This window comes from Pseudomonas sp. FP2254 (assembly GCF_030687695.1).
In the GTDB taxonomy this organism is placed as follows: domain Bacteria; phylum Pseudomonadota; class Gammaproteobacteria; order Pseudomonadales; family Pseudomonadaceae; genus Aquipseudomonas; species Aquipseudomonas quebecensis.
In genome coordinates this window covers 1,674,539-1,697,266 of record NZ_CP117444.1, presented here as the reverse complement: position 1 = coordinate 1,697,266, position 22,728 = coordinate 1,674,539, and the positions used below count along the sequence as shown (strand labels likewise).

Genomic DNA, 22,728 nt, shown 5'->3' with positions numbered 1-22,728 from the left:
GTACGTGAACACTGCCACCGCTCCCCTCACCCGCCCCGCCCGCATCAGCCGGGAAGTGCGCGACCTGCTGACGCTCGCGCTGCCGATCATGATCGGCCAACTGGCGACCACCGCCATGAGCTTTGTCGACGCGGTGATGGCCGGACGCGTCAGCCCGCAGGATCTGGCGGCGGTGGGCCTGGGCAATTCGATCTGGATCCCGGTGTACCTGCTGATGACCGGCACGCTGCTGGCCACCACGCCGAAGGTCGCCCAGCGTTACGGAGCGGGCCGGTTCAGTGAGATCGGCCCGTTGGTACGCCAGTCATTGTGGTTAGCGGTGGTCGTCGGGGCCATCGGCGCATTGTTGCTGCTGTGCGCCGAACCGATCCTGCATGCGATGAAGGTCGAACCCGACCTGATCGCGCCATCCATGGGCTACCTGCATGGCATCGCGGCGGGCATGCCGGCGGTGGCGCTGTATTACGTGCTGCGCTGCTTCAGCGACGGCCTGGGCCGCACCCGGCCAAGCATGGTCATGGGCCTGGTCGGCCTGGGGCTGAATATTCCGCTGAACTACATCTTCATCTACGGTCATTTTGGCGTGCCGGCCATGGGCGGCGTGGGCTGCGGCTGGGCCACGGCCATCGCGATGTGGGTGATGATGCTCGGCCTGGCCGGTTGGACGCGCTGGGGCGCCGCCTACCAGAGCAGCGAACTGTTCAAACGCTTCGACTGGCCGCAGTGGGCGGTGATCAAGCGCGTGCTGGGCATTGGCCTGCCGATTGGCGTGGCGATCTTTGCCGAATCGAGCATCTTCGCGGTAATCGCCCTGCTGCTCGGCAGCCTGGGCGCCACCGTGGTGTCGGGGCATCAGATCGCGCTGAACGTGAGTTCCCTGGTGTTTATGATCCCCTACTCCCTGAGCATGGCGGTCACCGTGCGCGTCGGCCAGGCCCTGGGACGTGGCGAGCCGCGTGAAGCGCGCTTCGCCGCCGGGGTCGGCATGGGCACGGCATTGGCGTACGCCTGCCTGTCCTGCAGCCTGATGCTGCTGTTGCGCGAACAGATCGCAAGTATCTACACCCCGGACCCGGTGGTGATTCACCTGGCGTCCACGCTGATCGTGTTCTCAGCGCTGTTCCAGTTCTCGGACTCGATCCAGGTCACCGCCGCCGGTGCGCTGCGCGGCTACCAGGACACGCGGGTGACTATGGTACTGACGCTGTTTGCCTATTGGGGCGTGGGGCTGCCGGTGGGGTACGCCCTGGGGCTGACCGATTGGCTCGGCGAACCCAGCGGCCCGAGCGGTTTGTGGCAAGGGCTGATCGTAGGCTTGAGCTGTGCGGCGGGGATGCTGCTGGTGCGCCTGGCGCGCAGTGCACGCCGGCGCATTCGGGCCGACAAGGCACGGGGCTAATCGGCTTTCTTGCGGATCCAGTACAGATAGGTACCGGCCTGCTCCTGTTGCTCCACCAGTTCGTGGTCCAGGAACACGCAGAACTTGGGGATATCGCGACGGGTCGACGGGTCGGTCGCGATCACCTTGAGCAAGCCGCCTGCCGGCAGGTCACGGATGTGCTGGTGCAGCATCATCACCGGTTCCGGGCAGTTGAGGCCGGTGGCGTCGAGGGTGGCGTCGACGGGCAATTCAAGACTCATATTTCACTCCTAAAACCAACCCGATCTTTTATGGGAGCGGGCTTGCTCGCGAAGACGCGGGCACATTCAACATAAATTTCGACAGTTATACCGCTTTCGCGGGCAAGCCCGCTGCCACATTTTGAGCGGTGAGTCAGCGGGCCTTGGGTTTCTTTACGCTTTCCAACCGACGCAGGTGGCACGTCACTTCTTCACGGTCGTGGTACAGCTGCTTGCAGCCGATTTCCACACGAATGCCACGCGCCTTGAAGCCTTCCTCGATGCGCTCCAGCAGGCGCTTGACCTCGGCATAGCGCTGTTTCATCGGCAACTTGAGGTTGACCACCGCCTCGCGGCAATACCCTTCGCCGATCCAGGTCTCCAGCAGCGCCGCGTTACGCGCGGGTTTCTCGACGATGTCGCAGACCATCCAGTCCACCGGCTGCTTGGGCACGAAAGTGAAACCGTCGGCCATCAGGTGCTGCACCAGACCGGTGTCCATCAGGCTCTCGGCCATCGGGCCGTTGTCGATGGCGGTCACCAGCATGCCACGGTTGACCAATTGCCAGGTCCAGCCACCGGGCGCGGCACCGAGGTCGACGCCGGTCATGTCGCCATGCAGGCGCTCGTCCCATTGGTCGCGAGGAATAAAGTGGTGCCAGGCCTCTTCCAGCTTGAGCGTGGAGCGGCTCGGCGCTTCACGTGGGAACTTCAAACGCGGGATGCCCATCGGCCACATCGCCGAATTGTTCGATTCGGCCAGGCCCATAAACGCCTCGCGGCCGCTCTTGAAGGTCAGCAGCAGGCGCGGTTTGCTCGGGTCATCCACCAGCCGGCCGGCATTGAGCAGGGCTTTGCGCAGGTGCACTTCGAATTTCTTGCAGAAGTTCGACAGCTCTTTGCCGTCATTGGTGTCGACCATTTCCAGCCACAGGCTGCCGCACACCGGGAATTCGCGCAGGTGGGCAAGGATCACGCTGATGCGGTCGGTTTCCGGCAAGTCGATAAACACTCCACGCGCCCATTGCCGCGGGAAGATCAGCTCGGCAAAACGCTGGCCGTGCATCAGGCGCTGGGCGCCGTCTTCTTCGGTGCAGACGAATTCGGCGCAGGCGCTGCCGGTCTTGGCCTTGGCGTAGCCGGATACGTTCAGGCGCGCGGCAAGCTCGGCGATCTCGGAACAGACTTCGCCTTCAAACCCTGGGCGGCAGTGCATAAAAAGGGTGTTCATCAACTCTCCTGGTGACTCGACCGACATTGCGCTATCGCAATGCCTGTCATGAAAACGCGCGCATGATAGCCGAGTTCGGAACCTTGGACTTAACCATAGAGTCCAGTTATTAGCCTGCTAATCAAAACAGGGCTAACGTGATAGCTCTGTTCGTCCCGTCAGGTCCGTGACCGTGCGGACCATAAGGAGTCGTGTCATGTCATCGCTTGATAGCCTGAGAACCCTTAAAACCCTCGAAATAGACAGCAAGACCTATCACTACTTCAGCCTGCCCGAAGCCGCCAAGAGCCTGGGCGACCTGGACAAGCTGCCGATGTCGCTCAAGGTGCTGCTGGAAAACCTGCTGCGTTGGGAGGACAACAAGACCGTCACCGGCGCCGACCTCAAGGCCATCGCCTCCTGGCTCAAAGAGCGCCAGTCCGACCGTGAGATCCAGTACCGCCCCGCCCGCGTGCTGATGCAGGATTTTACCGGTGTACCCGCCGTGGTCGACCTTGCCGCCATGCGCGCCGCCGTGGCCAAGGCCGGCGGCGACCCGCAGCGCATCAACCCGCTGTCCCCCGTCGATTTGGTGATCGACCACTCGGTGATGGTCGACAAGTTCGGCAACGCCGATGCCTTCGAGCAGAACGTCGACATCGAAATGCAGCGCAACGGCGAACGCTACGCCTTCCTGCGCTGGGGCCAGAGCGCGTTCGACAATTTCAGCGTGGTGCCGCCGGGCACCGGTATCTGTCATCAGGTCAACCTCGAATACCTGGGCCGCACGGTGTGGACCAAGGACGAAGACGGCCGCACCTATGCCTTCCCCGACACGCTGGTGGGGACCGACTCCCACACCACCATGATCAACGGCCTGGGCGTGCTCGGCTGGGGCGTGGGCGGTATCGAAGCGGAAGCGGCGATGCTCGGCCAGCCGGTGTCGATGCTGATTCCCGAAGTGATCGGCTTCAAGCTCACCGGCAAGCTCAAGGAAGGCATCACCGCCACCGACCTGGTGCTGACGGTGACCCAGATGCTGCGCAAGAAAGGCGTAGTGGGTAAATTCGTCGAGTTCTATGGCGACGGCCTGGCTGACCTGCCCCTGGCGGACCGTGCCACCATCGCCAACATGGCCCCGGAATACGGCGCCACTTGCGGCTTTTTCCCGGTCGATGAAGTGACCCTGGACTACCTGCGCCTCTCCGGCCGTCCGACAGAAACGGTGAAACTGGTCGAGGCGTACACCAAGGCCCAGGGGCTGTGGCGCAACGCTGGCCAGGAACCGGTGTTCACCGACAGCCTGGCGCTCGACATGGGCAGCGTCGAGGCCAGCCTGGCCGGGCCGAAACGCCCGCAGGACCGGGTGGCGCTGCCGAATGTCGGGCAGGCGTTCAGCGACTTCCTCGACCTGCAATTCAAGCCCACCAATAAAGAAGAAGGCCGCCTGGAAAGCGAAGGCGGCGGCGGTGTCGCCGTGGGTAATGCCGACCTCGTGGGTGAAGCCGATTACGACTTCGAAGGTCAGACCTATCGCCTGAAAAACGGCGCCGTGGTGATCGCCGCGATCACCTCCTGCACCAACACCTCCAACCCCAGCGTGATGATGGCCGCCGGCCTCGTCGCGAAAAAGGCCGTGGAAAAAGGCCTGACGCGCAAACCCTGGGTCAAAAGCTCCCTGGCGCCCGGCTCCAAAGTGGTCACTGACTACTACAAGGCCGCGGGCCTGACCCAGTACCTGGACAAGCTCGGCTTCGACCTGGTGGGGTATGGCTGCACCACCTGCATCGGCAACTCCGGGCCGTTGCCCGAGCCGATCGAAAAAGCCATCCAGAAAGCCGACCTCACCGTCGCGTCGGTGTTGTCGGGCAACCGCAACTTCGAAGGCCGCGTGCACCCCCTGGTAAAAACCAACTGGCTGGCGTCGCCGCCCCTGGTGGTGGCCTACGCCCTGGCCGGCACCGTGCGCATCGATATCAGCAGCGAGCCGTTGGGTAACGACCAGCAGGGCAACCCGGTCTACCTCAAGGACATCTGGCCCAGCAGCCAGGAAATTGCCGACGCCGTGGCCCAGGTCAACACGGGCATGTTCCACAAGGAATACGCCGAGGTGTTTGCCGGCGACGAACAGTGGCAGGCCATTGAAGTGCCGCAGGCGGCGACTTACGTGTGGCAGAAGGACTCGACCTACATCCAGCACCCACCCTTCTTCGATGACATCGCCGGCCCGTTGCCAGTGATCAAAGACATCACGGGCGCCAACGTGCTTGCGCTGCTGGGCGATTCGGTGACCACCGACCACATCTCCCCGGCCGGTAATATCAAGATCGACAGCCCCGCCGGCCGCTACCTGCGCGAACAGGGCGTGGAACCGCGTGACTTCAACTCCTACGGCTCACGCCGGGGCAACCATGAGGTCATGATGCGCGGCACGTTTGCCAACATCCGTATCCGCAATGAAATGCTCGGCGGCGAGGAAGGTGGCAATACGCTGTATATCCCCACTGGCGAGAAGATGGCGATCTACGACGCCGCGATGAAATACCAGGCCGCGGGCACGCCGCTGGTGGTGATCGCCGGGCAGGAATACGGCACCGGCTCCAGCCGCGACTGGGCGGCCAAGGGCACCAACCTGCTGGGTGTCAAAGCGGTGATTGCCGAGAGTTTCGAGCGTATCCACCGTTCCAACCTGGTGGGCATGGGCGTATTGCCGTTGCAGTTCAAGCTGGACCAGAACCGCAAGGCGCTCAAACTCACCGGTAAGGAGAAGATCGATATCCTGGGGCTGAGCGACGTGGAGATCGTGCCGCGTATGAACCTGACGCTGGTGATTACTCGGGAGGATGGCAGTACGGAGAAGGTCGAAGTGCTGTGCCGGATCGATACGCTCAATGAAGTGGAATACTTCAAATCGGGCGGCATCCTGCACTACGTGCTACGCCAATTGATCGCCTCCTAAGAACATAGGAGATCTAATGTGGGAGGAGGCAACCCCCTCCCACAGTTTGTTCGATCAGCCGAACAGCCACTTCCACAGCAGCACCAGCACAACCACCGCCAGTACCGGTCGCGCAATGCGGTAAGCCTTCGGATGCTTGCGCTTCCACTGTTTGACCACGCCACTGAACTTATCGCTGAAACGCTTGCTCCAGGCATACGCCTGGTTAATCCCGCCCACGCGCTCGTCGTCGAGGTTCTGCGGTGCGGTGGCGCGGCCCAGCTGCTTACTGACCCAACGGTTGACGCGGGTCATGAGGCGGTTGCTCAGCGGGCGCTCGATGTCGCAGAACAGGATCACGCGGGTCTGCTCGGTTTCGTTCTTGACCCAATGCACATAGGTTTCGTCGAACATCACGTCTTCACCGTCGCGCCAGGCGTACACCTGGCCGTCGACAAAGATGCGGCAGTCGTCGGAATTGGGCGTGGACAAGCCCAAGTGATAGCGCAGGGAACCGGCGAACGGGTCACGGTGCGGGTTGAGGTGGCTGCCGCCCGGCAACAGCGCGAACATCGCGCCTTTGACGTTGGGAATGCTGCTCACCAACGCCACGGTTTTCGGGCACAGCGCCTCGGCCGACGGCAGCGGTTTGTCGTACCACTTGAGGTAGAAACGCTTCCAGCCCTTTTTGAAGAACGAACCGAAACCGGCGTCGTTGTTCTTTTCGGCGGCGCGGATGTAACCCTCGTCGAACAGGTGCATGGCCTCTTCGCGGATCACTTCCCAATTGTCCTTGAGCACATCCAGTTCCGGGAATTTGCTGCGGTCCAGGTAGGGCTTGGACGGCACCGCCGAAAACAGGTACATCAGGGCGTTATACGGGGCGAACAGCGCCGAATGGTTGACAAACTGGCGCAACATCGGCAAACGGGCCTTGCCGCGCAGGTGCACGTACAGCGTGCTGCCGATAAACAACAGCAGCACCGACAGTTTGGCGGTCAGAGAAAAGGTCATGCGGCAACTCCTGGAAATAAGCGTCTGGCCGACAGCCCCCCCTGGGCGGGATGCCAGACGTAGCAGCCGGCCATGATAAACAGTTGCGCCATTATGCAGAAGGCCCGCCCCGACCAGCTGACCTGCATCAAGCCTGGTTTTCCTGCTCAGTGAACAGATCGCTGAATAACATGCTCGACAGGTAGCGCTCGCCGGAGTCCGGCAGCACCACCACGATGGTCTTGCCCTGCATCTCCGGTTTCTGCGCCAGCCGCACCGCCACCGCCATCGCGGCACCGCAGGAGATCCCGCACAAGATCCCCTCCTCCTGCATCAAACGCAGAGCCATGGCCTTGGATTCCTCGTCGCTCACCAGTTCCACGCGGTCGACCATCGACAGGTCGAGGTTCTTCGGCACAAAGCCGGCGCCGATCCCCTGGATCTTGTGTGGGCTGGGCTTGACCTCCTGACCGGCCAGGGTCTGGGTAATCACCGGCGAACCGATGGGCTCGACGGCCACCGACAGAATCGGCTTGCCCTGGATATTTTTGATATAGCGCGACACCCCGGTGATGGTGCCACCAGTGCCCACGCCCGCCACCAGCACATCCACGGCGCCGTCGGTGTCGTTCCAGATTTCCGGGCCGGTGGTTTTTTCGTGGATCGCCGGGTTGGCCGGGTTTTCGAACTGGGCCGGCATTAAGTACTGGGCCGGGTCGCTGGCGACGATCTCGCCGGCTTTCTCGATAGCGCCTTTCATGCCTTTGGCCGGCTCGGTCAGTACCAGCTCGGCGCCGAGGGCCTTGAGCACCTTGCGCCGTTCCAGGCTCATGGACGCCGGCATGGTCAGCAGCAATTTATAGCCACGGGCCGCGGCGACGAACGCCAGGCCGATGCCGGTGTTGCCGGAGGTGGGTTCGACGATGGTCATGCCCGGCTTGAGTTTGCCGCTGCTTTCGGCGTCCCAGATCATGTTTGCACCGATGCGGCACTTCACTGAGTAACCGGGGTTACGCCCTTCGATCTTGGCCAGGATGGTCACGCCGCGCGGGGCGATGCGGTTGATCTGAACCAGGGGCGTATTACCGATGGAGTGCGCGTTATCTGCAAAAATGCGGCTCATGGCGAGTCCTATTGGGCGGTTGCGAAAGGTTTCAAGGGTATGCCTGGTCTTCCGGGGCGTCCAGTCGGAGGAACGTTGAGGCCGGCGCGGGAGTCCATCTGCTTACGAGCAAGGAGAACTGCCCCATGAAACGTCGCTACAGTTGGCCGCTATGGACCATCGCCGGGCTGGTGGTGGTGCTGATCGCCCTGAACATCGCGCTGCCCTACCTGGTACGCAACTACCTGAATGACAAGCTCGCCAATATGGGCGAATACCGTGGCGAAATCGCCGACGTAGACCTGGCCCTGTGGCGCGGCGCGTACCGCATCAACGGCCTGCAGATCGTCAAGGTGGACGGCAAGGTGCCGGTGCCGTTCGTCAAGGCGCCAGTGATCGAGTTCGCGGTGAGCTGGCATTCGCTGTGGTACGACCATGCCGTTGTCGCCGAAGGCCACTTTGTGCGGCCGGAAATCAACTTTGTCGACGGCGGCGCCAACAAACAGGCGTCCCAGACCGGTAAGGGCACCGACTGGCGCGAGCAACTGGGCAAGTTGTTGCCGATCACGCTCAACGAAGTGCGCATCGAAGACGGCAAGATCGCCTTCCATAACTTCAATTCCAAACCGGCGGTGAACATCAATGCCACCGGGGTCAACGCCAGCTTCTACAACCTGACCAACGTGGTCGACACCGAGGGCAGGCGCGATGCGCGCTTTGAAGGTAAAGCACTGCTGCTGGGCCAGGCCCCGCTGGAGGCCAACGCCACCTTCGACCCCTTGAGCGATTTCGAAGACTTCGAATTCCGCTTCCGTGCCCGCGACTTGCAGCTCAAGCGCATGAACGATTTCGCCTCGGCCTATGGCAAGTTCGATTTCAAGGCAGGCACCGGCGACCTGGTCATTGAAGCCCAGGCCGAAAAAGGCCAGCTGTCCGGCTACATCAAGCCGTTACTGCGGGATGTGGAAGTGTTCGACTGGCAGCAGGACGTGGAAAACAAAGACAAAAACATCTTCCGTTCGATCTGGGAGGCCGTGGTGGGCGCCAGCGAAACGGTATTGAAGAACCAGCGCAAAAACCAGTTCGCCACCCGCGTCGAGTTGAGCGGCAGCGTGCACCAGCAAAATGTCAGCGCGTTTTCGGCGGTGATTGCCATTTTGCGCAACGGGTTCATCCAGGCATTCAATGCCCGCTATGAACAGCCCAAGCCCAGTGCCGATTGAGCGCTCGGCGTGACCGGCCATTCAGAGACTGAATAGCCCGTCTGCGTTCACAGTCGCCGGGGCCGCGCGGTATAGTCCGGGCATTGATGAATTCGAGGAATGACCGATGAAGTTCGAAGGCACCCAGGCTTACGTTGCCACCGATGACCTGAAACTGGCCGTCAACGCTGCCATTACCCTGGAGCGTCCGCTGCTGGTCAAGGGCGAGCCCGGCACCGGCAAGACCATGCTCGCCGAACAACTGGCCGAGTCCTTCGGTGCCAGGTTGATTACCTGGCACATCAAGTCCACCACCAAGGCCCACCAAGGTCTGTACGAGTACGACGCGGTGAGCCGCCTGCGCGACTCGCAGCTGGGCGTGGACAAGGTGCACGACGTGCGCAACTACCTGAAAAAAGGCAAGCTCTGGGAGGCGTTCGAGTCCGAGGAGCGCGTGATTCTGCTGATCGACGAAATCGACAAGGCCGACATCGAGTTCCCCAACGACCTGTTGCAGGAACTCGACAAGATGGAGTTCTACGTCTACGAAATCGACGAGACCATCAAGGCCAAAAAGCGCCCGATCATCATCATTACCTCCAACAATGAAAAAGAGCTGCCGGACGCCTTCCTGCGCCGCTGCTTTTTCCATTACATCGCCTTCCCCGATCGCACCACCCTGCAGAAAATCGTCGACGTGCACTACCCCGACATCAAGAAAGACCTGGTCAGCGAAGCGCTGGACGTGTTTTTCGACGTGCGCAAAGTCCCTGGCCTGAAGAAAAAACCCTCCACATCCGAACTGGTGGACTGGCTCAAGCTGCTGATGGCCGACAACATCGGCGAGGCGGTGCTGCGCGAGCGCGATCCGACCAAGGCCATCCCGCCGTTGGCCGGTGCCCTGGTGAAGAACGAGCAGGACGTGCAGTTGCTGGAGCGTCTGGCGTTCATGAGCCGTCGCGGTAATCGCTGATGTTGCTCAACCTGTTCAATGAAATGCGCGCAGCCAAGGTGCCGGTGTCGGTGCGCGAATTGCTCGACCTGATCAACGCGCTCAAACAACGCGTGACCTTTGCCGACATGGACGAGTTTTATTACTTGGCGCGGGCGATCCTGGTGAAGGACGAGCGGCATTTCGACAAGTTCGACCGCGCCTTCGGTGCCTATTTCAACGGCTTGGAAAAGCTCGACGATCACTTGCAGGCGTTGATCCCCGAAGACTGGCTGCGCAAAGAATTCGAGCGTTCCCTCAGCGACGAAGAACGCGCGCAGATCCAGTCCCTCGGCGGCCTGGACAAACTGATCGAGGAATTCAAGAAACGCCTGGAAGAACAGAAAGAACGCCACGCCGGCGGCAACAAGTGGATCGGCACCGGCGGCACCAGCCCGTTCGGTTCCGGCGGCTACAACCCCGAAGGCATCCGCGTCGGCGACGCCGGCAAGCGCCAGGGCAAGGCCGTCAAAGTCTGGGACCAGCGCGAGTACAAGAACCTCGACGACCAGGTGGAACTGGGCACGCGCAATATCAAAATCGCCCTGCGTCGCCTGCGCAAATTTGCGCGCCAGGGCGCGGCGGAAGAGTTGGACATCGACGGCACCATCGATCACACCGCTCGCGATGCCGGCTTGCTGAATATCCAGATGCGCCCGGAACGGCGCAACACCATCAAGTTGCTGCTGCTGTTCGATATCGGCGGTTCGATGGATGCCCATGTGAAGATCTGCGAAGAGCTGTTCTCCGCGTGCAAGACCGAGTTCAAGCACCTGGAGTACTTCTACTTCCATAACTTCGTGTACGAATCGGTGTGGAAAAACAACCAGCGCCGCACCTCGGAACGCACCTCCACTCAGGACCTGCTGCACAAGTACGGTGCCGATTACAAAGTGATCTTTATCGGCGATGCCTCGATGGCGCCGTATGAAATCACCCAGGCCGGCGGCAGCGTCGAACACTGGAACGAAGAGCCGGGGTATGTGTGGATGCAGCGCTTCATGGCCAAGTACAAGAAGCTGATCTGGATTAACCCGTATCCCAAGGACACTTGGGGGTACACCGCCTCCACCGGGATTGTGCGGGAGTTGGTGGAGGACCAGATGTATCCCCTGACACTGCGCGGGCTGGAAGAAGGCATGCGCTTTCTCTCCAAATAATGCCCGGTCCCACAGATTGGAAGCGGTGCAAATACTCTCTACAAGTACACCGACATCCAATGTGGGAGGGGGCTTGCCCCCGATTCCGATGGTGCAGTCACCGACGGATGGACTGATACACCGCTATCGGGTGCAAGCCCTTCCCGCCGTCTGGAAGCGGCGCAAATACTCGATGTGCTGCCGATGCGCCGTTTCCTGCACCACCGGCGCCAATCGCACGGTCTCCCCCGGTAGACATTGCGCCAGCCTGGCCAACGCCAAGGGTGTAAGCGCACCCAGCCGTGGGTAACCGCCAATGGTCTGCCGATCATTGAGCAGCACGATCGGCTGCCCATCCGGCGGAACCTGGATCGCCCCCAAGGGAATCCCTTCGGAGATCAACGACGGCCCCTGATACTGCAACGGCGTGCCCAGCAGACGCATGCCCATGCGGTCGGCACGGCTGTCGAGCGTCCAGTCGGTGTTGAACGCGTCAAACAGACTCTGCCCGCTGAACCGGCCGATCTGCGCGCCGACAATCACGTCCAGCGAGCCGCCGGTCGGCAAGGCGGGCTGACTAAGCTCCTGCAGGGCACCGCCCGTACCGGAATAGGCCAACCGACCGCCTTCGGCCAGCGCCTTACCCCTTCCCTCCACGCCACCGAGGGCTTCACGCACCACCGTGGCGCAACTGCCCAACACCGCCGGCGCATCAAACCCGCCCGGTGCCGCCAGGTACGCCCGCGCACCGCTGAATGGCTGGGTAAAGCGCAGACGCTGGCCCTTCTGCAGGACAAAACTGCGCCCGGGGCTGATCGCGCGCTCGTCGATAAAGGCCCCCAGGTCGGCACCGGCCAACGCCAGCAGGCAATAGTCCTCGGCCTTCACGGTAAAGCCGCCGAGGGTGATTTCCACCACCGGCGCATTCAGCGCATTGCCCAGCAACCAATTGGCCCAGGCCATCGACACCCAATCCAACGCACCGCCCTGGGTTACGCCCAGATGGCGCACACCAAAACGCCCGGCGTCCTGCAACAGGCACAGCGGCGTGCTGGCCTGGATCAATAAACGGCTCATGCATGCGCCTCCAGCGGTGCGTCATCGCCACCCAACCGGATGAATTCGGCGTGATCCACCGCATGGAAACGCACCGTGTCGCCGGGCTGCATCAGACTGTAGCCGTCGCGCTCGCGGTCGAAGAGTTTGGCCGGGGTGCGGCCGATCAGGTTCCAGCCACCCGGCGACACCACCGGGTAGGCCGCCGTCTGGCGTTCGGCGATGCCCACGCTGCCGGCCGCCACGCGTTTGCGCGGGGTGCTCAGGCGCGGGGTGGCCAGGGCTTCATCCACCAGCCCCATAAAGGCGAATCCGGGAGCAAACCCAAGGGCGAACACCTGATATTCGTGAGCGCTGTGGCGGCGGATCACCTCATCCACCGTCAAGCCGCTGCGCTGGCTGAGCAAGCCCAGTTCGGGGCCGACGCGCAGGTCGTACCACACCGGCAGGACATGGCACTGGCCGCTGCCCTGGGCCTGGGGTTGCAGGTCGGCGAGGGCTCGATCGATGCGTTGTCGCGCCTCGGCCGGGCTCAACGCGGTGAGGTCGTAATGCACCATCAGTGTTGTATAGGACGGCACCAGGTCCACCAAGGCCGGGCCGAATGCGCCGCGCAATTGCTGGGTAGCGGCGAGCATCCACGGCATATTGGCTTCGGCGATGACCTCGAACAGACGCACCATCAGGCAATCGATGGCCACCACTTCAATACATGGCTTCATGCTGACTTCAACGCTTGGCGAATGCGTTGCACCGCGGCGATGGAGCTGGCGTTGTCGCCGTGTACGCACAACGTATTGGCCTGCAACACCAGGGCGCTGCCGTCGCTGGCGGTCAGCGGCTCGCCGCGGGCGATGGTCAGGGCTTGCTGGAGCACGGTGTCGGCGTCGTGATGCACCGCGCCCGGCAGTTGGCGCGAGACCAGGTGGCCGTGGCTGTCGTAGGCACGGTCGGCGAACGCTTCGAACCACAGGGTCAGGCCGTATTCGTCACCCATCGCCTGGGCCGCGCTGTTGTCGCGGGTGGCCAGCAGCATCAGCGGCAGGCCGGCGTCGTAGGCCGCGATGGCCTGCATGACTGCGCGCAGCTGCGCCGGCTTGGCCATCATGTCGTTGTACAGCGCGCCGTGGGGTTTGACGTAGCTGACGCGCGCGCCCTGGGTCCGGCAGATGCCGTCGAGGGCGCCGATCTGGTAGTGCAACAGGTCCTGGATTTCTTCAGGGCTGTAAGCCATCGAACGACGACCGAACCCCTGCAGATCCTGATAAGCCGGATGTGCACCGATTCGCACGCCATGCGTGAGCGCCAGGCTGACGGTCTTGCGCATGATACTCGGGTCGCCGGCATGGAAGCCGCAGGCCACGTTGGCGCAATCGATGAACGGCATGACCTCGGCGTCCAGACCCATGGTCCAGTTGCCAAAGCTTTCGCCGATATCACAGTTCAGTAGCAGGCGGCTCACGGTGGTCGCTCCTGTAGGCTTTGTTATTTTGTAGTGTGGGATTTTTACCGCAGGACACGCAACTTGTCCTGGCACCCCCACGCCGCTTATCGTGGAACGAACCGATTTTTGGCGCTGGCCCCGTGCCGCGTCCAACTAATAAAAACCGATCCAAGCATAAGAAAAAGTTGATCCCATGAATTTGAAGTTCCTCGAAACCTTCGTCTGGGTCGCCAGGCTCAAGAGCTTTCGCCTGACCGCCGAAAAACTGTTCACCACCCAGGCATCGATCTCCAGCCGCATCGCCGTGCTGGAAAGCGAACTGGGGGTCAAGCTGTTCCTGCGCGATTCGCGGGGTGTGAGCCTGACCCCGGAAGGCGTCAAGGTGCTCGATTACGCCGAACAGATGATGGTGACCCTGCAAGGTTTGAAGCAGTCACTGGAGACCACCAGCAGCAAGGTCGGACGGATTCGGATCGGCGCCATGGACACGGTGATCCACACCTGGCTCAGCCCGCTGGTGGCGGAATTGATGGACCGTTTCCCGCTGGTGGAAATCGAATTGGTCGCCGATACCGCACTGAACCTCAGCGATCAGCTGCAAAAAGGCTTCCTCGACCTGATTCTGCAAACCGACCTGCTGCGCCTGGAAACCGTGCGCAGCCTGGAGCTGGGCAGCCACCCCATGGCCTGGATCGTCGCCAGCCAGTCGATCTACAACCGCGACTATGCGTCCCTCGCCGACCTGGCCCAGGAGCGCATCATCACCTATTCGAAAAACTCCCACCCGCACCAGGACGTTATCCGCCTGATGCAGGCCAACGGCGTCGCCGCGCCGCGCATGAACTGCGTGAACTCGGTGTCGGCGATCACCCGCCTGCTGCGCGACGGCTTCGGCATCGGCGCCCTGCCGCCGGTGCTGGTCAGCGAAGAACTGGCGCGCGGCGAACTGTTGATGCTGCCCATGGAGCAACGTTTGCCGAACCTGCAGGTGGTGGTGTCGTGGCGCGTTGGGGTGGAATTGGTGGAGGAGATCGTGGAGTTGTGCCAGAAGGTGGTGGCCCGGTATGCCGAGGAAGTCGGCGAAGAACGGATGGTGCTGGCAGCTGAATAAACCGGATATGAATGTGGGAGGGGCACCCCTCCCACAGTTGACCGAGTTGGGCGTTAGAGGCCCTTGAGGTCCCGCTCCTCAATCGGCCGGCTCTGGCGCAGGCGCTTGCCGCCCAGCACGATCCAGTCGATCAACCGGTACAGGCATTCCAGGCCGAACGACAACAGCATCGCCCCGCCCAGGCCCCAGCCCATGGCTTCGGGAGTCAGCAGGATCTGGTAGCTGTAGCCGTTCCAGGTTTCCAGGCGGATATCCGGATCGGCGGCCACCGCCACTTGCAGCGCGCGGATGTACCACGGGCCCTGCATGGCCTGGAATTGCTTGTCCAACGCCACCTGGCGATCAAGCAAGGCGCCCAGGCTGCTGGCATCGCTCTGGAACACCGGGTCATCGCTGGCGCGGTAATGCTCGACCAGGGCGTGCATATCTCCCTTGAAGAACTGCTGCGCCGTGGTTTCGAAGCCGCGCAGGCTGGTCTGGGCCTCGATCAGGTGGGCCTCGACGCGCTTGGCATAATCGCTGATAAACCCCGGCACCTGCACACCGACCAATAGGCCAATGGCAAACAGCACCAACCGCAGATAGCTGAGCAACATAGTCGATGTCCTTACTCGGTAATGCCCTGGCTGACGCATTCACCGCGCCGCCACAGGCTCCATTGACCCGGTTCGTAGCGGGTCCAGTTTTCGTTGTCGGTCAGGGGTTCGGTGGCAATCACCGTGACCACGTCGTTGGGGGTGGTTTCGGCCTGAAAGTCGACGATCACGTCGACATCTTTCAAGCGCGCCGGGCCAAACGGTGCACGTCGGGTGATCTGGGCCAGTTTGGTCGAGCAATAGCAGAACAGCCAGTCGCCATCGCTGAGCAGGCAGTTGAAGACGCCTTTGCTGCGGTATTCGGTGCAGGCCGCGATCAGGTCCGGCAGCACCTGCTCCAGGTCCACCGGCTCTGGGAAGGCTTCGCGCACGCGGTTGAGTAAATCGCAGAACGCCGCTTCGCTGTCGGTATCGCCCACCGGCCGATAGAACGTGGCGCGCGGGGCGAAGTCCGCCAGTTGGCCGTTGTGGGCAAAACACCAGTTGCGCCCCCACAGCTCGCGCACGAACGGGTGGGTATTGGCCAGGCTCACCTTGCCCACGTTGGCCTGGCGGATATGACCGATCACCACTTCGCTCTTGATGGGGTAACGCTGCACCAGCAGCGCAACTTCCGATTCGCTGCTCGCGGCCGGGTCCTGGAACAGGCGCAGGCCACGGCCTTCGTAGAACGCGATGCCCCAACCGTCGCGGTGGGGCCCGGTGCGCCCGCCACGCTGCATCAGCCCGGTAAAGCTGAACACGATATCGGTGGGGACGTTGGCACTCATGCCCAATAATTCACACATGCCAGGGCTCTCGCTGCAGGGCTTACAACGTTAAAGGCGCGGTTCGACCCGCATACCGCTGACGGGCGCCGGACGCCGGAAGGGTTCGTCATCCTCCGGGTCTTCGGCGGCCAGGGCGGCGTCGGTGGCGGCCTTGCGTTCACGGCGTGCCTTGGCGGCGCGCTCGATGGGCCAGCGGATCAACACGAAGACCAGGTACACGCCGAATGCGATCATGGTGTACATGAACAAATCGGAAATGGCCCGCCAGGCGTTATTGCCAACCTTGAGCACCAGGTCCAGCGCGGTGATGGCCACGGCCGGCGCGAACTGGGTCTTGACCGGGTCGACGATGGTGGGGCTCAGCAGCAGCACCGCCATCAGCAATTGCAGCGGCTCGCGCAGCCAGCGCCAGATCCAGCGCGTCATGCGCCACCACACCAACAGGCAGCCCAAAGCGGCGAAGGCGTACAGGCCCCAAGCGGTCAGATAGTCGTTCTCGGTCATGGTGTCCATGGCAAGGTAGGCAAACAGGCGGCTATGATAACGGCTTTTGCGTGTCGCGGCTGCAATGCCGGCCACCTTCCGCCAGACAGAGAGTGATCCATGCCGTCATCGACCCACATCACTGCCGCCCCGATTGCCCGCAAGGCCCCCGGCCAGGACCCGTACGCCTGGCTGCAAGAACGTGACAGCGCCGAAGTGCTCGATTATCTCAAGGCCGAAAACGCCTGGCAGGAAGCCCAGCTCGCCGACCAAGCCGCGCTGCGCGAAAGCCTGTTCGAAGAGATCAAGGGGCGCATCCTCGAAACCGACCTGTCACTGCCCTCACCCTGGGGCCCGTACCTGTATTACACGCGCACCACCGCCGGTGACGAATATGCGCGTCACTACCGCTGCCGTCGCCCGGCCGACGACAGCACCCAGGTGGATGAAAGCAGCGAGGAATTGTTGCTGGACCCGAACGAACTGGCCAACGGCGGCTTCTTCTCCCTCGGCGCGTTCAGCATCAGCCCCGACCACCAGCGCCTGGCCTACAGCCTCGATACCAGTGGCGACGAGATCTACACCCTGTACGTGAAGGAATTGGCCACCGACAAGGTCAGCGAACTGGTATTCGATAATTGCGACGGCAGCATGACCTGGGCCAACGACAGCCTGACGCTGTTCTTCGGCGAACTGGACGATACCCATCGCCCGCACAAACTGTATCGCTATCGCCTGGATGGTACGGCGGCGCAGGAAGTCTTCCACGAGCCTGACGGACGGTTCTTCCTGCATTGCTACCGTTCAAGCTCCGAACGCCAGCTGCTGCTGGCCCTGGGCAGCAAGACCACCAGCGAAATCTGGGCGCTGGACGCCAACCAGCCGCACTTGGACTTCACCTGCCTGGCGCCACGGGTCGAGGATCACGAATACGATGTGGACCACGGCCAGCTCGATGGCGAGTGGACCTGGTTTATCCGCAGCAACCGCGATGGCATCAACTACGCGTTGTTCGTCGCCGCCGATACCGGCGAGGTACCCACCGAAGCCCACTGGCGCAACCTGATCCCGCACCGCGACGACGTAATGCTCGACGGCGTGAGCCTGAACGCCAGCGCCATGACCCTGAGCCTGCGCATCGGCGGCTTGCCGGTGATCGAAGTGCATCCCCAGGACCTGGCGGCCTACCGCGTCGAATTGCCCGACGCCGCCTACAGTCTCTACGTACAGAACAGCCTGGAATTTCCCAGCGACAGGATCCGCCTGCGCTATGAAGCGCTGAACCGTCCCGCCCAGGTGCGCCAGCTGGAGTTGGCCAGCGGTGCGCAGCAGGTGCTCAAGGAAACCCCGGTGCTTGGCGTATTCAATGCCGACGACTACGTGAGCCAGCGCCTGTGGGCCACGTCGGCCGATGGCACTCAAGTGCCGATCAGCCTGGTGGTCAGGCGCGATCAGTTGGGCAAGCCGACGCCGTTGTATCTGTATGGCTACGGCGCTTACGGTTCGAGCCTGGACCCGTGGTTCTCCCACGCGCGCCTGAGCCTGCTGGACCGAGGCGTTGCGTTTGCGATTGCGCATGTGCGCGGCGGTGGCGAGTTGGGCGAAGCCTGGTATCGCAACGGCAAGCAGGAGCACAAGCAGAACACCTTCAGCGACTTTATCGCCTGCGCCGAACACTTGATCGCCCAGGGCCTGACCACTTCCAAGCAACTGGCCATCAGCGGCGGCAGTGCCGGCGGCCTGTTGATCGGCGCCGTTCTCAACCAGCGCCCCGAGCTGTTCCAGGCGGCGATTGCCGAAGTGCCGTTCGTGGATGTGCTCAACACCATGCTCGACCCGGAACTGCCGCTGACCGTCACTGAGTACGACGAGTGGGGCAACCCCGAAGACCCGGAGGTCTACGCACGGATCAAGGCCTACGCGCCGTACGAAAATGTACGGGCCCAGGCTTACCCTGCCCTGCTGGTGATCGCCGGCTACAACGACAGCCGCGTGCAGTACTGGGAAGCGGCCAAGTGGGTGGCCAAGCTGCGGGACACCAAGACCGACGATAACCTGCTGCTGCTCAAGACCGAACTGGGCGCCGGCCACGGTGGGATGAGCGGCCGCTATCAGGGATTACGTGATGTAGCGCTCGAATATGCATTTGTATTCAAGGCGCTCGGGCTGATTTAGGAACTTAGTGCGGCGGTTCGGTCTGAACACAGGACCGCCACTGTTTGATGGACCAAATTGCAGCTATGCCACCACCTACCCAACTCAATAATGAAATCCGCGACATGCTCATGGACTGCGGATTATTCGATCCGCTGCTGCCGGAAGATTTTCATATCGCCGCCGGCTACTTCAACATCAGCAGCATTGCCCAGGGCGAAGTGATTTTTCTCGAGGGCGATGCGGGCACCTTCATGTGCATCATCCACAGCGGCCAGGTGGCGGTGCAGAAAACACCTCACGAAGGTCAACCCGTGACCATCGCCACCCTGCGCAGCGGCCGCACCTTTGGCGAGATGGCGGTGCTCGACGGCGAGCGGCGCTCGGCCAGTTGCATGGCCGCCAGCGACTGCGTGCTGTTGAACCTGGGCAAGGACTCCCTGGAGAAAATGCTCAACGAAGCGCCGCGGGTGGCCGCCAAGATCATCCGCGCCATTGCGATTGCCTTGTCCAAGCGCCTGCGCATGGCCGACGGGCAACTGCTGGCCCAGCAGTTCTAGCCGCCGGGTGTCTTCGGCTTGCTGTCGTTCTGCTGCAGGCCGGGCACCGGCTGATCCTTGGGCGGCGTCGGCAAGACAATGGGCGCCAGGGGCGGCGAGCCGTTTGTCTTCGGCACCGCTGGCGGCGTGACCTGAGGGTAGAGGGTGGGCGTTGGGGTGCCCGGTGCGCCAGGCGTGGGCGCGGGGGCGACCGGTACGGTTTGCAACTCCTGAGCCTGCGCCGCACCCAATGTGAGCGCGCTCAACACAATGACCGTTAGAATGCTGCACTTCATCGATGGCTCCATGGCCTGACCGGAATGTCCTAAGGCTACTCCCAACCGCGCAAGAATGCCCTTCCCAATGAGATTTCCATGAAACGTTTCGTTCTGCTGGACACCACCCCGATCCCCGACAACGGCGGCGCTTTGTGCCTGTTCGAATATGGCGAGGATTTTGTCATCAAGATCCAGGGCGGCGACGGTGGCCAGTTGATGAATACGCGCATGCACGGTTCCGAAGACGCACTGGCCGAAATTCCCTGCCGCAAGGTCGCCGGCCGGCCGGGCTCGCGGGTCTTGATCGGCGGCCTGGGCATGGGCTTCACCCTGGCCTCGGCCCTCAAGCACCTGGGCAAGAGCGCCGAAGTGGTGGTGGCGGAGTTGGTGCCTGGCGTCGTGGAATGGAACCGAGGGCCGCTGGGGGAAAAATCCGGTCGGCCATTGCTGGACCCGCGCACGGTGATCCGCCAGGAAGACGTGGCCAAGGTGCTGCAGGCCGAGCCCCAGGGCTTTGACGCGATCATGCTCGACGTCGACAACGGCCCCGAAGGTCTCACGCAAAAGGCCAACAGTTGGCTTTATTCGGCCGGTGGCCTGGCCGCCTGCGCCAAGGCCCTGCGCCCCAAGGGCGTGCTGGCCGTGTGGTCGGCCAGCGCGGATAAGCTGTTCAGCGACAAACTGCGCAAGGCCGGCTTCAAGGCCGAGGAAGTGCAGGTATTCGCCCATGGCAACAAGGGCACCCGGCACACCATATGGATAGCGGAAAAGCTTAAGGGCTGAATCACGCTGTGTCGTGGCTATCGGGGGCACGTGGAATCGTCACACCGCCCTTCCCATATCAGTGATGGGAGTGGCGGTAGTCGATCACGTACGGCACTTTTTTCTCGAAGGTTTTCTCCAGCTCATCGCGGTCCAACTGGGGCATGCCGCCCAGTTGACGGGCCGTGAAACCGCTGTCGCCTACCTGCGCGCCCGGCGCCAGGCTGACCATGCGTTTGGCGACCGCTTCAATCGCGTCACGATAGCCGCCCTTCTTGTTCAGGTTGTACGCCGTCAAATCCACTTGGGTACGCAGCCAGTTGCCCCAGTAGAACTCCAGGAATTCCGGCGCCACTTCACCCTCGTCCGGTTTGCCGTAGGCCGCCTTGCGAGTGAAGTACACCAGGCTGCGGAAGGTGTCGTCCTGCAGGGACTTGAAGCCCAGGTGGGCCGGCAACTGGTCGGGCCGCAGGGGCTGGCCCTGGTTATCCTTGAGCCAGACCTTGCGTGCAGCCTCCATGCGCTGCCAGAAAACAGCCAGGTTCGGGCTGTCGCTGAAGTCGTCGGTGACCTTGACCCACATTTTCAACCGAGGCCCGCCGCCTGGGGTTTCCCACAGTGTGGTGAAGCTGTGGTGACCATCGGTCAGGTACAACTGACCGCCCAGGCCCACCACCACGGTTTTCATGTCGGACGCATGGGTGCCTACCGGGCTGGCGCAGCTGAAACTGGCGGGCTGGCGCAGGTCGGCGTTTTTCGGCACGTTGGCGGCCTCGCCCTGGCCGTTGGTTTCGCAGTATTCATCGAAGGCCTTGGCGGGCTTGGCTGCAAACAGTCCGAGGCTGTAATGGATCTGATCGAACCCCACCACCGCCTGGGTCGGGTGCAGCTGTTCGAGGGTCACTTCGATCACCTGCCCCGGCTTGGGCACCGACAACGCCTGAGCTTGAGCGGCGACCACACACAGCAGCAGTGCAACAGTCCATGATGGCCAACGCATGACTTCCCATTCCTTATCGATAAAGTGAATCGAACCTAGCGGTCATTTGCGGCGCGAGCGGCTAGAATCAACACTGTCCGTGACCCACCTAATAGCCAGGAGCCATGATGAGCTCGAGCAACCCGCCCTCCCACACCGCCAAGCTGGACCGCATCCTCGCCGATGCCCAGCGCGACCGCGAAATGGGCTACCGCGACAAAGCGCTGAAGATGTACCCCCACGTGTGCGGCCGCTGCGCCCGCGAATTCTCCGGCAAGCGCCTGAGTGAACTGACGGTACACCACCGCAACCACAATCATGATGACAATCCCCAGGACGGCTCCAACTGGGAACTGCTGTGTCTGTATTGCCATGACAACGAGCACTCGCGCTACACCGACCAGCAGTACTTCGGCGAAGGCTCCACCAGCAGCCCGACGATTGCCAAGGCCACCCACAACCCGTTCGCGGCATTGGCGGGGTTGATGAAGAAAGACGACTGAAGATTGTCGTCGTCCGTTGCGCCTGCCTCCCACAGATGAAGGGGCTCACAATAGACAGGTGAGAGGGGGCTTGCCCCAATGCCAGTCAGTTAAGGAGGAACACTGTAACTGTGGCGAGCGGGCTTGCCCCGCGCTGGGCTGCGCAGCAGCCCCAATAGGAGCGTCGCAGTATGCCTGGCAGTTCCGGGACTATGTTTTGGGGCTGCTTCGCAGCCCAACGCGGGGCAAGCCCGCTCGCCACAGGTTACTGGTTGCCCGCTCCGTCTCTTAACTGACCGGCATTGGGGCTTGCCCCCCCCGATAGCGCTGGCCCAAGCACGACATCCCCCTCAGGCCGTATAATCGCCGCTTTTCTTCAAGGCACCCTTCCCCGTGGGCAATAAACGCTACAGCTGCATCGGTCTGTATAACCCAAAATCCCCCGAAAACGTCGGCTCGGTGATGCGTGCCGCCGGCTGCTATGGCGTGGCGTCGGTGTTTTACACCGGGGTGCGTTACGAACGCGCGCGGGATTTTATCACCGACACCAAGAAGGTCCATCACGATATTCCGCTGATCGGCATCGACGACCTGAAAAAGATCCTGCCGCTGGGCTGCATCCCGGTGGCCGTGGAACTGGTGGACGGCGCCCGCCCGCTGCCCGAGTACACTCACCCCGACCGTGCGCTGTATATCTTCGGCCCGGAAGATGGCTCGCTGGATAAGGATATCCGCGACTGGTGCGAAGACGTGGTGTACATCCCCACCACCGGTTGCATGAACCTTGCCGCCACCGTCAACGTGGTGCTCTACGACCGGTTGGCTAAGGGCAACAACACCCGTTCGGGCCCCAAGTACTGATTTTTTCGGAACATCCGG

At 62.3% G+C, this 22,728-nt stretch carries 23 protein-coding genes; 11 read left to right on the top strand and 12 right to left on the bottom strand.

All coding sequences use genetic code 11. From position 1 onward, the window contains the following. The first annotated feature begins 4 nt into the window (after positions 1 to 4). Positions 5 to 1,399 (top strand): MATE family efflux transporter, encoded by a 1,395-nt coding sequence (locus PSH94_RS07875; RefSeq protein WP_266248472.1) that lies wholly within the window; start codon positions 5 to 7, stop codon positions 1,397 to 1,399. Here PSH94_RS07875 and tusA read toward each other — a convergent pair. Both tusA and rlmM read right to left on the bottom strand, forming a co-directional pair. Continuing rightward, complete coding sequence (gene tusA / locus PSH94_RS07870; RefSeq protein WP_034096464.1) at positions 1,396 to 1,641, bottom strand: sulfurtransferase TusA; 246 nt, start codon at positions 1,639 to 1,641, stop codon at positions 1,396 to 1,398. The genes PSH94_RS07875 and tusA overlap by 4 nt on opposite strands. Before the next feature lie 133 nt (positions 1,642 to 1,774). Next, positions 1,775 to 2,851 (bottom strand): 23S rRNA (cytidine(2498)-2'-O)-methyltransferase RlmM, encoded by a 1,077-nt coding sequence (gene rlmM, locus PSH94_RS07865; protein WP_181078039.1) that lies wholly within the window; start codon positions 2,849 to 2,851, stop codon positions 1,775 to 1,777. 196 nt (positions 2,852 to 3,047) lie between these two features. Here rlmM and acnA point away from each other — a divergent pair, with 196 nt between their 5' ends. Next, positions 3,048 to 5,789 carry an aconitate hydratase AcnA gene (acnA, locus tag PSH94_RS07860; RefSeq protein ID WP_305437030.1) on the top strand — a complete coding sequence of 914 codons (2,742 nt, stop codon included), beginning with the start codon at positions 3,048 to 3,050 and terminating at the stop codon, positions 5,787 to 5,789. Positions 5,790 to 5,843: 54 nt separating this feature from the next. Here the strand turns inward: acnA and PSH94_RS07855 are convergent, their stop codons facing one another. Beyond that, positions 5,844 to 6,782, bottom strand: a complete 939-nt coding sequence (locus PSH94_RS07855) for an aspartyl/asparaginyl beta-hydroxylase domain-containing protein (protein ID WP_253511265.1) — start codon at positions 6,780 to 6,782, stop codon at positions 5,844 to 5,846. 127 nt (positions 6,783 to 6,909) lie between these two features. Then, positions 6,910 to 7,884, bottom strand: a complete 975-nt coding sequence (gene cysK / locus PSH94_RS07850; protein WP_305437028.1) for a cysteine synthase A — start codon at positions 7,882 to 7,884, stop codon at positions 6,910 to 6,912. A gap of 125 nt (positions 7,885 to 8,009) precedes the next feature. On the opposite strand from cysK, the gene PSH94_RS07845 reads away from it, so the two are divergent. The 3 genes from PSH94_RS07845 (at position 8,010) to PSH94_RS07835 (ending at position 11,216) form a co-directional block, all read left to right on the top strand. Then, positions 8,010 to 9,086: a DUF748 domain-containing protein gene (locus PSH94_RS07845; protein ID WP_253511262.1), complete on the top strand. Its 1,077-nt coding sequence runs from the start codon at positions 8,010 to 8,012 to the stop codon at positions 9,084 to 9,086. Positions 9,087 to 9,192: 106 nt separating this feature from the next. Continuing rightward, positions 9,193 to 10,038, top strand: coding sequence for a MoxR family ATPase (locus PSH94_RS07840; RefSeq protein ID WP_003189627.1), 846 nt, complete (start codon positions 9,193 to 9,195; stop codon positions 10,036 to 10,038). After that, positions 10,038 to 11,216 (top strand): VWA domain-containing protein, encoded by a 1,179-nt coding sequence (locus PSH94_RS07835; protein ID WP_095184104.1) that lies wholly within the window; start codon positions 10,038 to 10,040, stop codon positions 11,214 to 11,216. The genes PSH94_RS07840 and PSH94_RS07835 overlap by 1 nt, the downstream gene beginning before the upstream one ends. A 123-nt stretch (positions 11,217 to 11,339) precedes the next feature. Here PSH94_RS07835 and PSH94_RS07830 read toward each other — a convergent pair whose 3' ends face one another. The 3 genes from PSH94_RS07830 to PSH94_RS07820 are packed head-to-tail and all read right to left on the bottom strand — an operon-like array spanning position 11,340 to position 13,713. Further along, positions 11,340 to 12,272, bottom strand: coding sequence for a biotin-dependent carboxyltransferase family protein (locus PSH94_RS07830; protein WP_305437026.1), 933 nt, complete (start codon positions 12,270 to 12,272; stop codon positions 11,340 to 11,342). Next, the gene (gene pxpB, locus PSH94_RS07825; protein ID WP_305437025.1) at positions 12,269 to 12,973 is read right to left on the bottom strand and encodes a 5-oxoprolinase subunit PxpB; all 705 of its coding nucleotides are present in this window, start codon (positions 12,971 to 12,973) and stop codon (positions 12,269 to 12,271) included. The genes PSH94_RS07830 and pxpB overlap by 4 nt, the downstream gene beginning before the upstream one ends. Then, positions 12,970 to 13,713, bottom strand: a complete 744-nt coding sequence (locus PSH94_RS07820) for a 5-oxoprolinase subunit PxpA (RefSeq protein WP_305437023.1) — start codon at positions 13,711 to 13,713, stop codon at positions 12,970 to 12,972. Before PSH94_RS07820 ends, pxpB begins: the two co-directional genes overlap by 4 nt. Before the next feature lie 175 nt (positions 13,714 to 13,888). Here PSH94_RS07820 and PSH94_RS07815 point away from each other — a divergent pair, with 175 nt between their 5' ends. Next, positions 13,889 to 14,806: a LysR family transcriptional regulator gene (locus tag PSH94_RS07815; RefSeq protein WP_305437022.1), complete on the top strand. Its 918-nt coding sequence runs from the start codon at positions 13,889 to 13,891 to the stop codon at positions 14,804 to 14,806. Positions 14,807 to 14,859: 53 nt separating this feature from the next. Here PSH94_RS07815 and PSH94_RS07810 read toward each other — a convergent pair whose 3' ends face one another. Genes PSH94_RS07810 through PSH94_RS07800 form a run of 3 tightly spaced genes read right to left on the bottom strand, consistent with a single transcriptional unit; the run spans position 14,860 to position 16,751 of the window. Further along, on the bottom strand, positions 14,860 to 15,402 hold the full coding sequence (locus PSH94_RS07810; RefSeq protein WP_181078019.1) for a DUF2937 family protein: 543 nt from the start codon (positions 15,400 to 15,402) through the stop codon (positions 14,860 to 14,862). A gap of 11 nt (positions 15,403 to 15,413) precedes the next feature. Continuing rightward, on the bottom strand, positions 15,414 to 16,190 hold the full coding sequence (locus PSH94_RS07805) for a class II glutamine amidotransferase (protein ID WP_181078017.1): 777 nt from the start codon (positions 16,188 to 16,190) through the stop codon (positions 15,414 to 15,416). A 30-nt stretch (positions 16,191 to 16,220) separates the two neighbouring features. Further along, entirely contained in the window at positions 16,221 to 16,751 is a 531-nt protein-coding gene (locus PSH94_RS07800; protein ID WP_181078015.1) for an MFS transporter, read from the bottom strand. A 24-nt stretch (positions 16,752 to 16,775) separates the two neighbouring features. Here PSH94_RS07800 and PSH94_RS07795 point away from each other — a divergent pair, with 24 nt between their 5' ends. Next, positions 16,776 to 18,830, top strand: coding sequence for a S9 family peptidase (locus PSH94_RS07795; RefSeq protein ID WP_266248457.1), 2,055 nt, complete (start codon positions 16,776 to 16,778; stop codon positions 18,828 to 18,830). 65 nt (positions 18,831 to 18,895) lie between these two features. After that, complete coding sequence (locus PSH94_RS07790; RefSeq protein WP_181078011.1) at positions 18,896 to 19,369, top strand: cyclic nucleotide-binding domain-containing protein; 474 nt, start codon at positions 18,896 to 18,898, stop codon at positions 19,367 to 19,369. On the opposite strand, the gene PSH94_RS07785 is transcribed toward PSH94_RS07790, so the two are convergent. Then, complete coding sequence (locus PSH94_RS07785) at positions 19,366 to 19,644, bottom strand: hypothetical protein (protein WP_181078009.1); 279 nt, start codon at positions 19,642 to 19,644, stop codon at positions 19,366 to 19,368. The genes PSH94_RS07790 and PSH94_RS07785 overlap by 4 nt on opposite strands. A 78-nt stretch (positions 19,645 to 19,722) precedes the next feature. On the opposite strand from PSH94_RS07785, the gene PSH94_RS07780 reads away from it, so the two are divergent. Continuing rightward, on the top strand, positions 19,723 to 20,409 hold the full coding sequence (locus tag PSH94_RS07780; RefSeq protein WP_181078007.1) for a spermidine synthase: 687 nt from the start codon (positions 19,723 to 19,725) through the stop codon (positions 20,407 to 20,409). A 58-nt stretch (positions 20,410 to 20,467) separates the two neighbouring features. On the opposite strand, the gene PSH94_RS07775 is transcribed toward PSH94_RS07780, so the two are convergent. Next, positions 20,468 to 21,388, bottom strand: coding sequence for a ParB/Srx family N-terminal domain-containing protein (locus tag PSH94_RS07775; protein ID WP_285428632.1), 921 nt, complete (start codon positions 21,386 to 21,388; stop codon positions 20,468 to 20,470). Between the two features lie 107 nt (positions 21,389 to 21,495). Between PSH94_RS07775 and PSH94_RS07770 the strand changes: the two genes are divergently transcribed. Both PSH94_RS07770 and PSH94_RS07765 read left to right on the top strand, forming a co-directional pair. Beyond that, positions 21,496 to 21,870: a YajD family HNH nuclease gene (locus PSH94_RS07770; RefSeq protein WP_181078004.1), complete on the top strand. Its 375-nt coding sequence runs from the start codon at positions 21,496 to 21,498 to the stop codon at positions 21,868 to 21,870. A gap of 372 nt (positions 21,871 to 22,242) precedes the next feature. After that, positions 22,243 to 22,710, top strand: a complete 468-nt coding sequence (locus tag PSH94_RS07765; protein ID WP_034096446.1) for an RNA methyltransferase — start codon at positions 22,243 to 22,245, stop codon at positions 22,708 to 22,710. The last annotated feature ends 18 nt before the right edge of the window (positions 22,711 to 22,728 follow it).

Coding starts and splice junctions, on each gene's coding strand:
- tusA (WP_034096464.1), bottom strand. CDS start 1,641: ATGAGTCTTGAATTGCCCGTCGACGCCACCCTCGACGCCACCGGCCTC.
- rlmM (WP_181078039.1), bottom strand. CDS start 2,851: ATGAACACCCTTTTTATGCACTGCCGCCCAGGGTTTGAAGGCGAAGTC.
- acnA (WP_305437030.1), top strand. CDS start 3,048: ATGTCATCGCTTGATAGCCTGAGAACCCTTAAAACCCTCGAAATAGAC.
- PSH94_RS07855 (WP_253511265.1), bottom strand. CDS start 6,782: ATGACCTTTTCTCTGACCGCCAAACTGTCGGTGCTGCTGTTGTTTATC.
- cysK (WP_305437028.1), bottom strand. CDS start 7,884: ATGAGCCGCATTTTTGCAGATAACGCGCACTCCATCGGTAATACGCCC.
- PSH94_RS07845 (WP_253511262.1), top strand. CDS start 8,010: ATGAAACGTCGCTACAGTTGGCCGCTATGGACCATCGCCGGGCTGGTG.
- PSH94_RS07840 (WP_003189627.1), top strand. CDS start 9,193: ATGAAGTTCGAAGGCACCCAGGCTTACGTTGCCACCGATGACCTGAAA.
- PSH94_RS07835 (WP_095184104.1), top strand. CDS start 10,038: ATGTTGCTCAACCTGTTCAATGAAATGCGCGCAGCCAAGGTGCCGGTG.
- PSH94_RS07830 (WP_305437026.1), bottom strand. CDS start 12,272: ATGAGCCGTTTATTGATCCAGGCCAGCACGCCGCTGTGCCTGTTGCAG.
- pxpB (WP_305437025.1), bottom strand. CDS start 12,973: ATGAAGCCATGTATTGAAGTGGTGGCCATCGATTGCCTGATGGTGCGT.
- PSH94_RS07815 (WP_305437022.1), top strand. CDS start 13,889: ATGAATTTGAAGTTCCTCGAAACCTTCGTCTGGGTCGCCAGGCTCAAG.
- PSH94_RS07810 (WP_181078019.1), bottom strand. CDS start 15,402: ATGTTGCTCAGCTATCTGCGGTTGGTGCTGTTTGCCATTGGCCTATTG.
- PSH94_RS07805 (WP_181078017.1), bottom strand. CDS start 16,190: ATGTGTGAATTATTGGGCATGAGTGCCAACGTCCCCACCGATATCGTG.
- PSH94_RS07795 (WP_266248457.1), top strand. CDS start 16,776: ATGCCGTCATCGACCCACATCACTGCCGCCCCGATTGCCCGCAAGGCC.
- PSH94_RS07790 (WP_181078011.1), top strand. CDS start 18,896: ATGCCACCACCTACCCAACTCAATAATGAAATCCGCGACATGCTCATG.
- PSH94_RS07785 (WP_181078009.1), bottom strand. CDS start 19,644: ATGAAGTGCAGCATTCTAACGGTCATTGTGTTGAGCGCGCTCACATTG.
- PSH94_RS07780 (WP_181078007.1), top strand. CDS start 19,723: ATGAAACGTTTCGTTCTGCTGGACACCACCCCGATCCCCGACAACGGC.
- PSH94_RS07775 (WP_285428632.1), bottom strand. CDS start 21,388: ATGCGTTGGCCATCATGGACTGTTGCACTGCTGCTGTGTGTGGTCGCC.
- PSH94_RS07770 (WP_181078004.1), top strand. CDS start 21,496: ATGAGCTCGAGCAACCCGCCCTCCCACACCGCCAAGCTGGACCGCATC.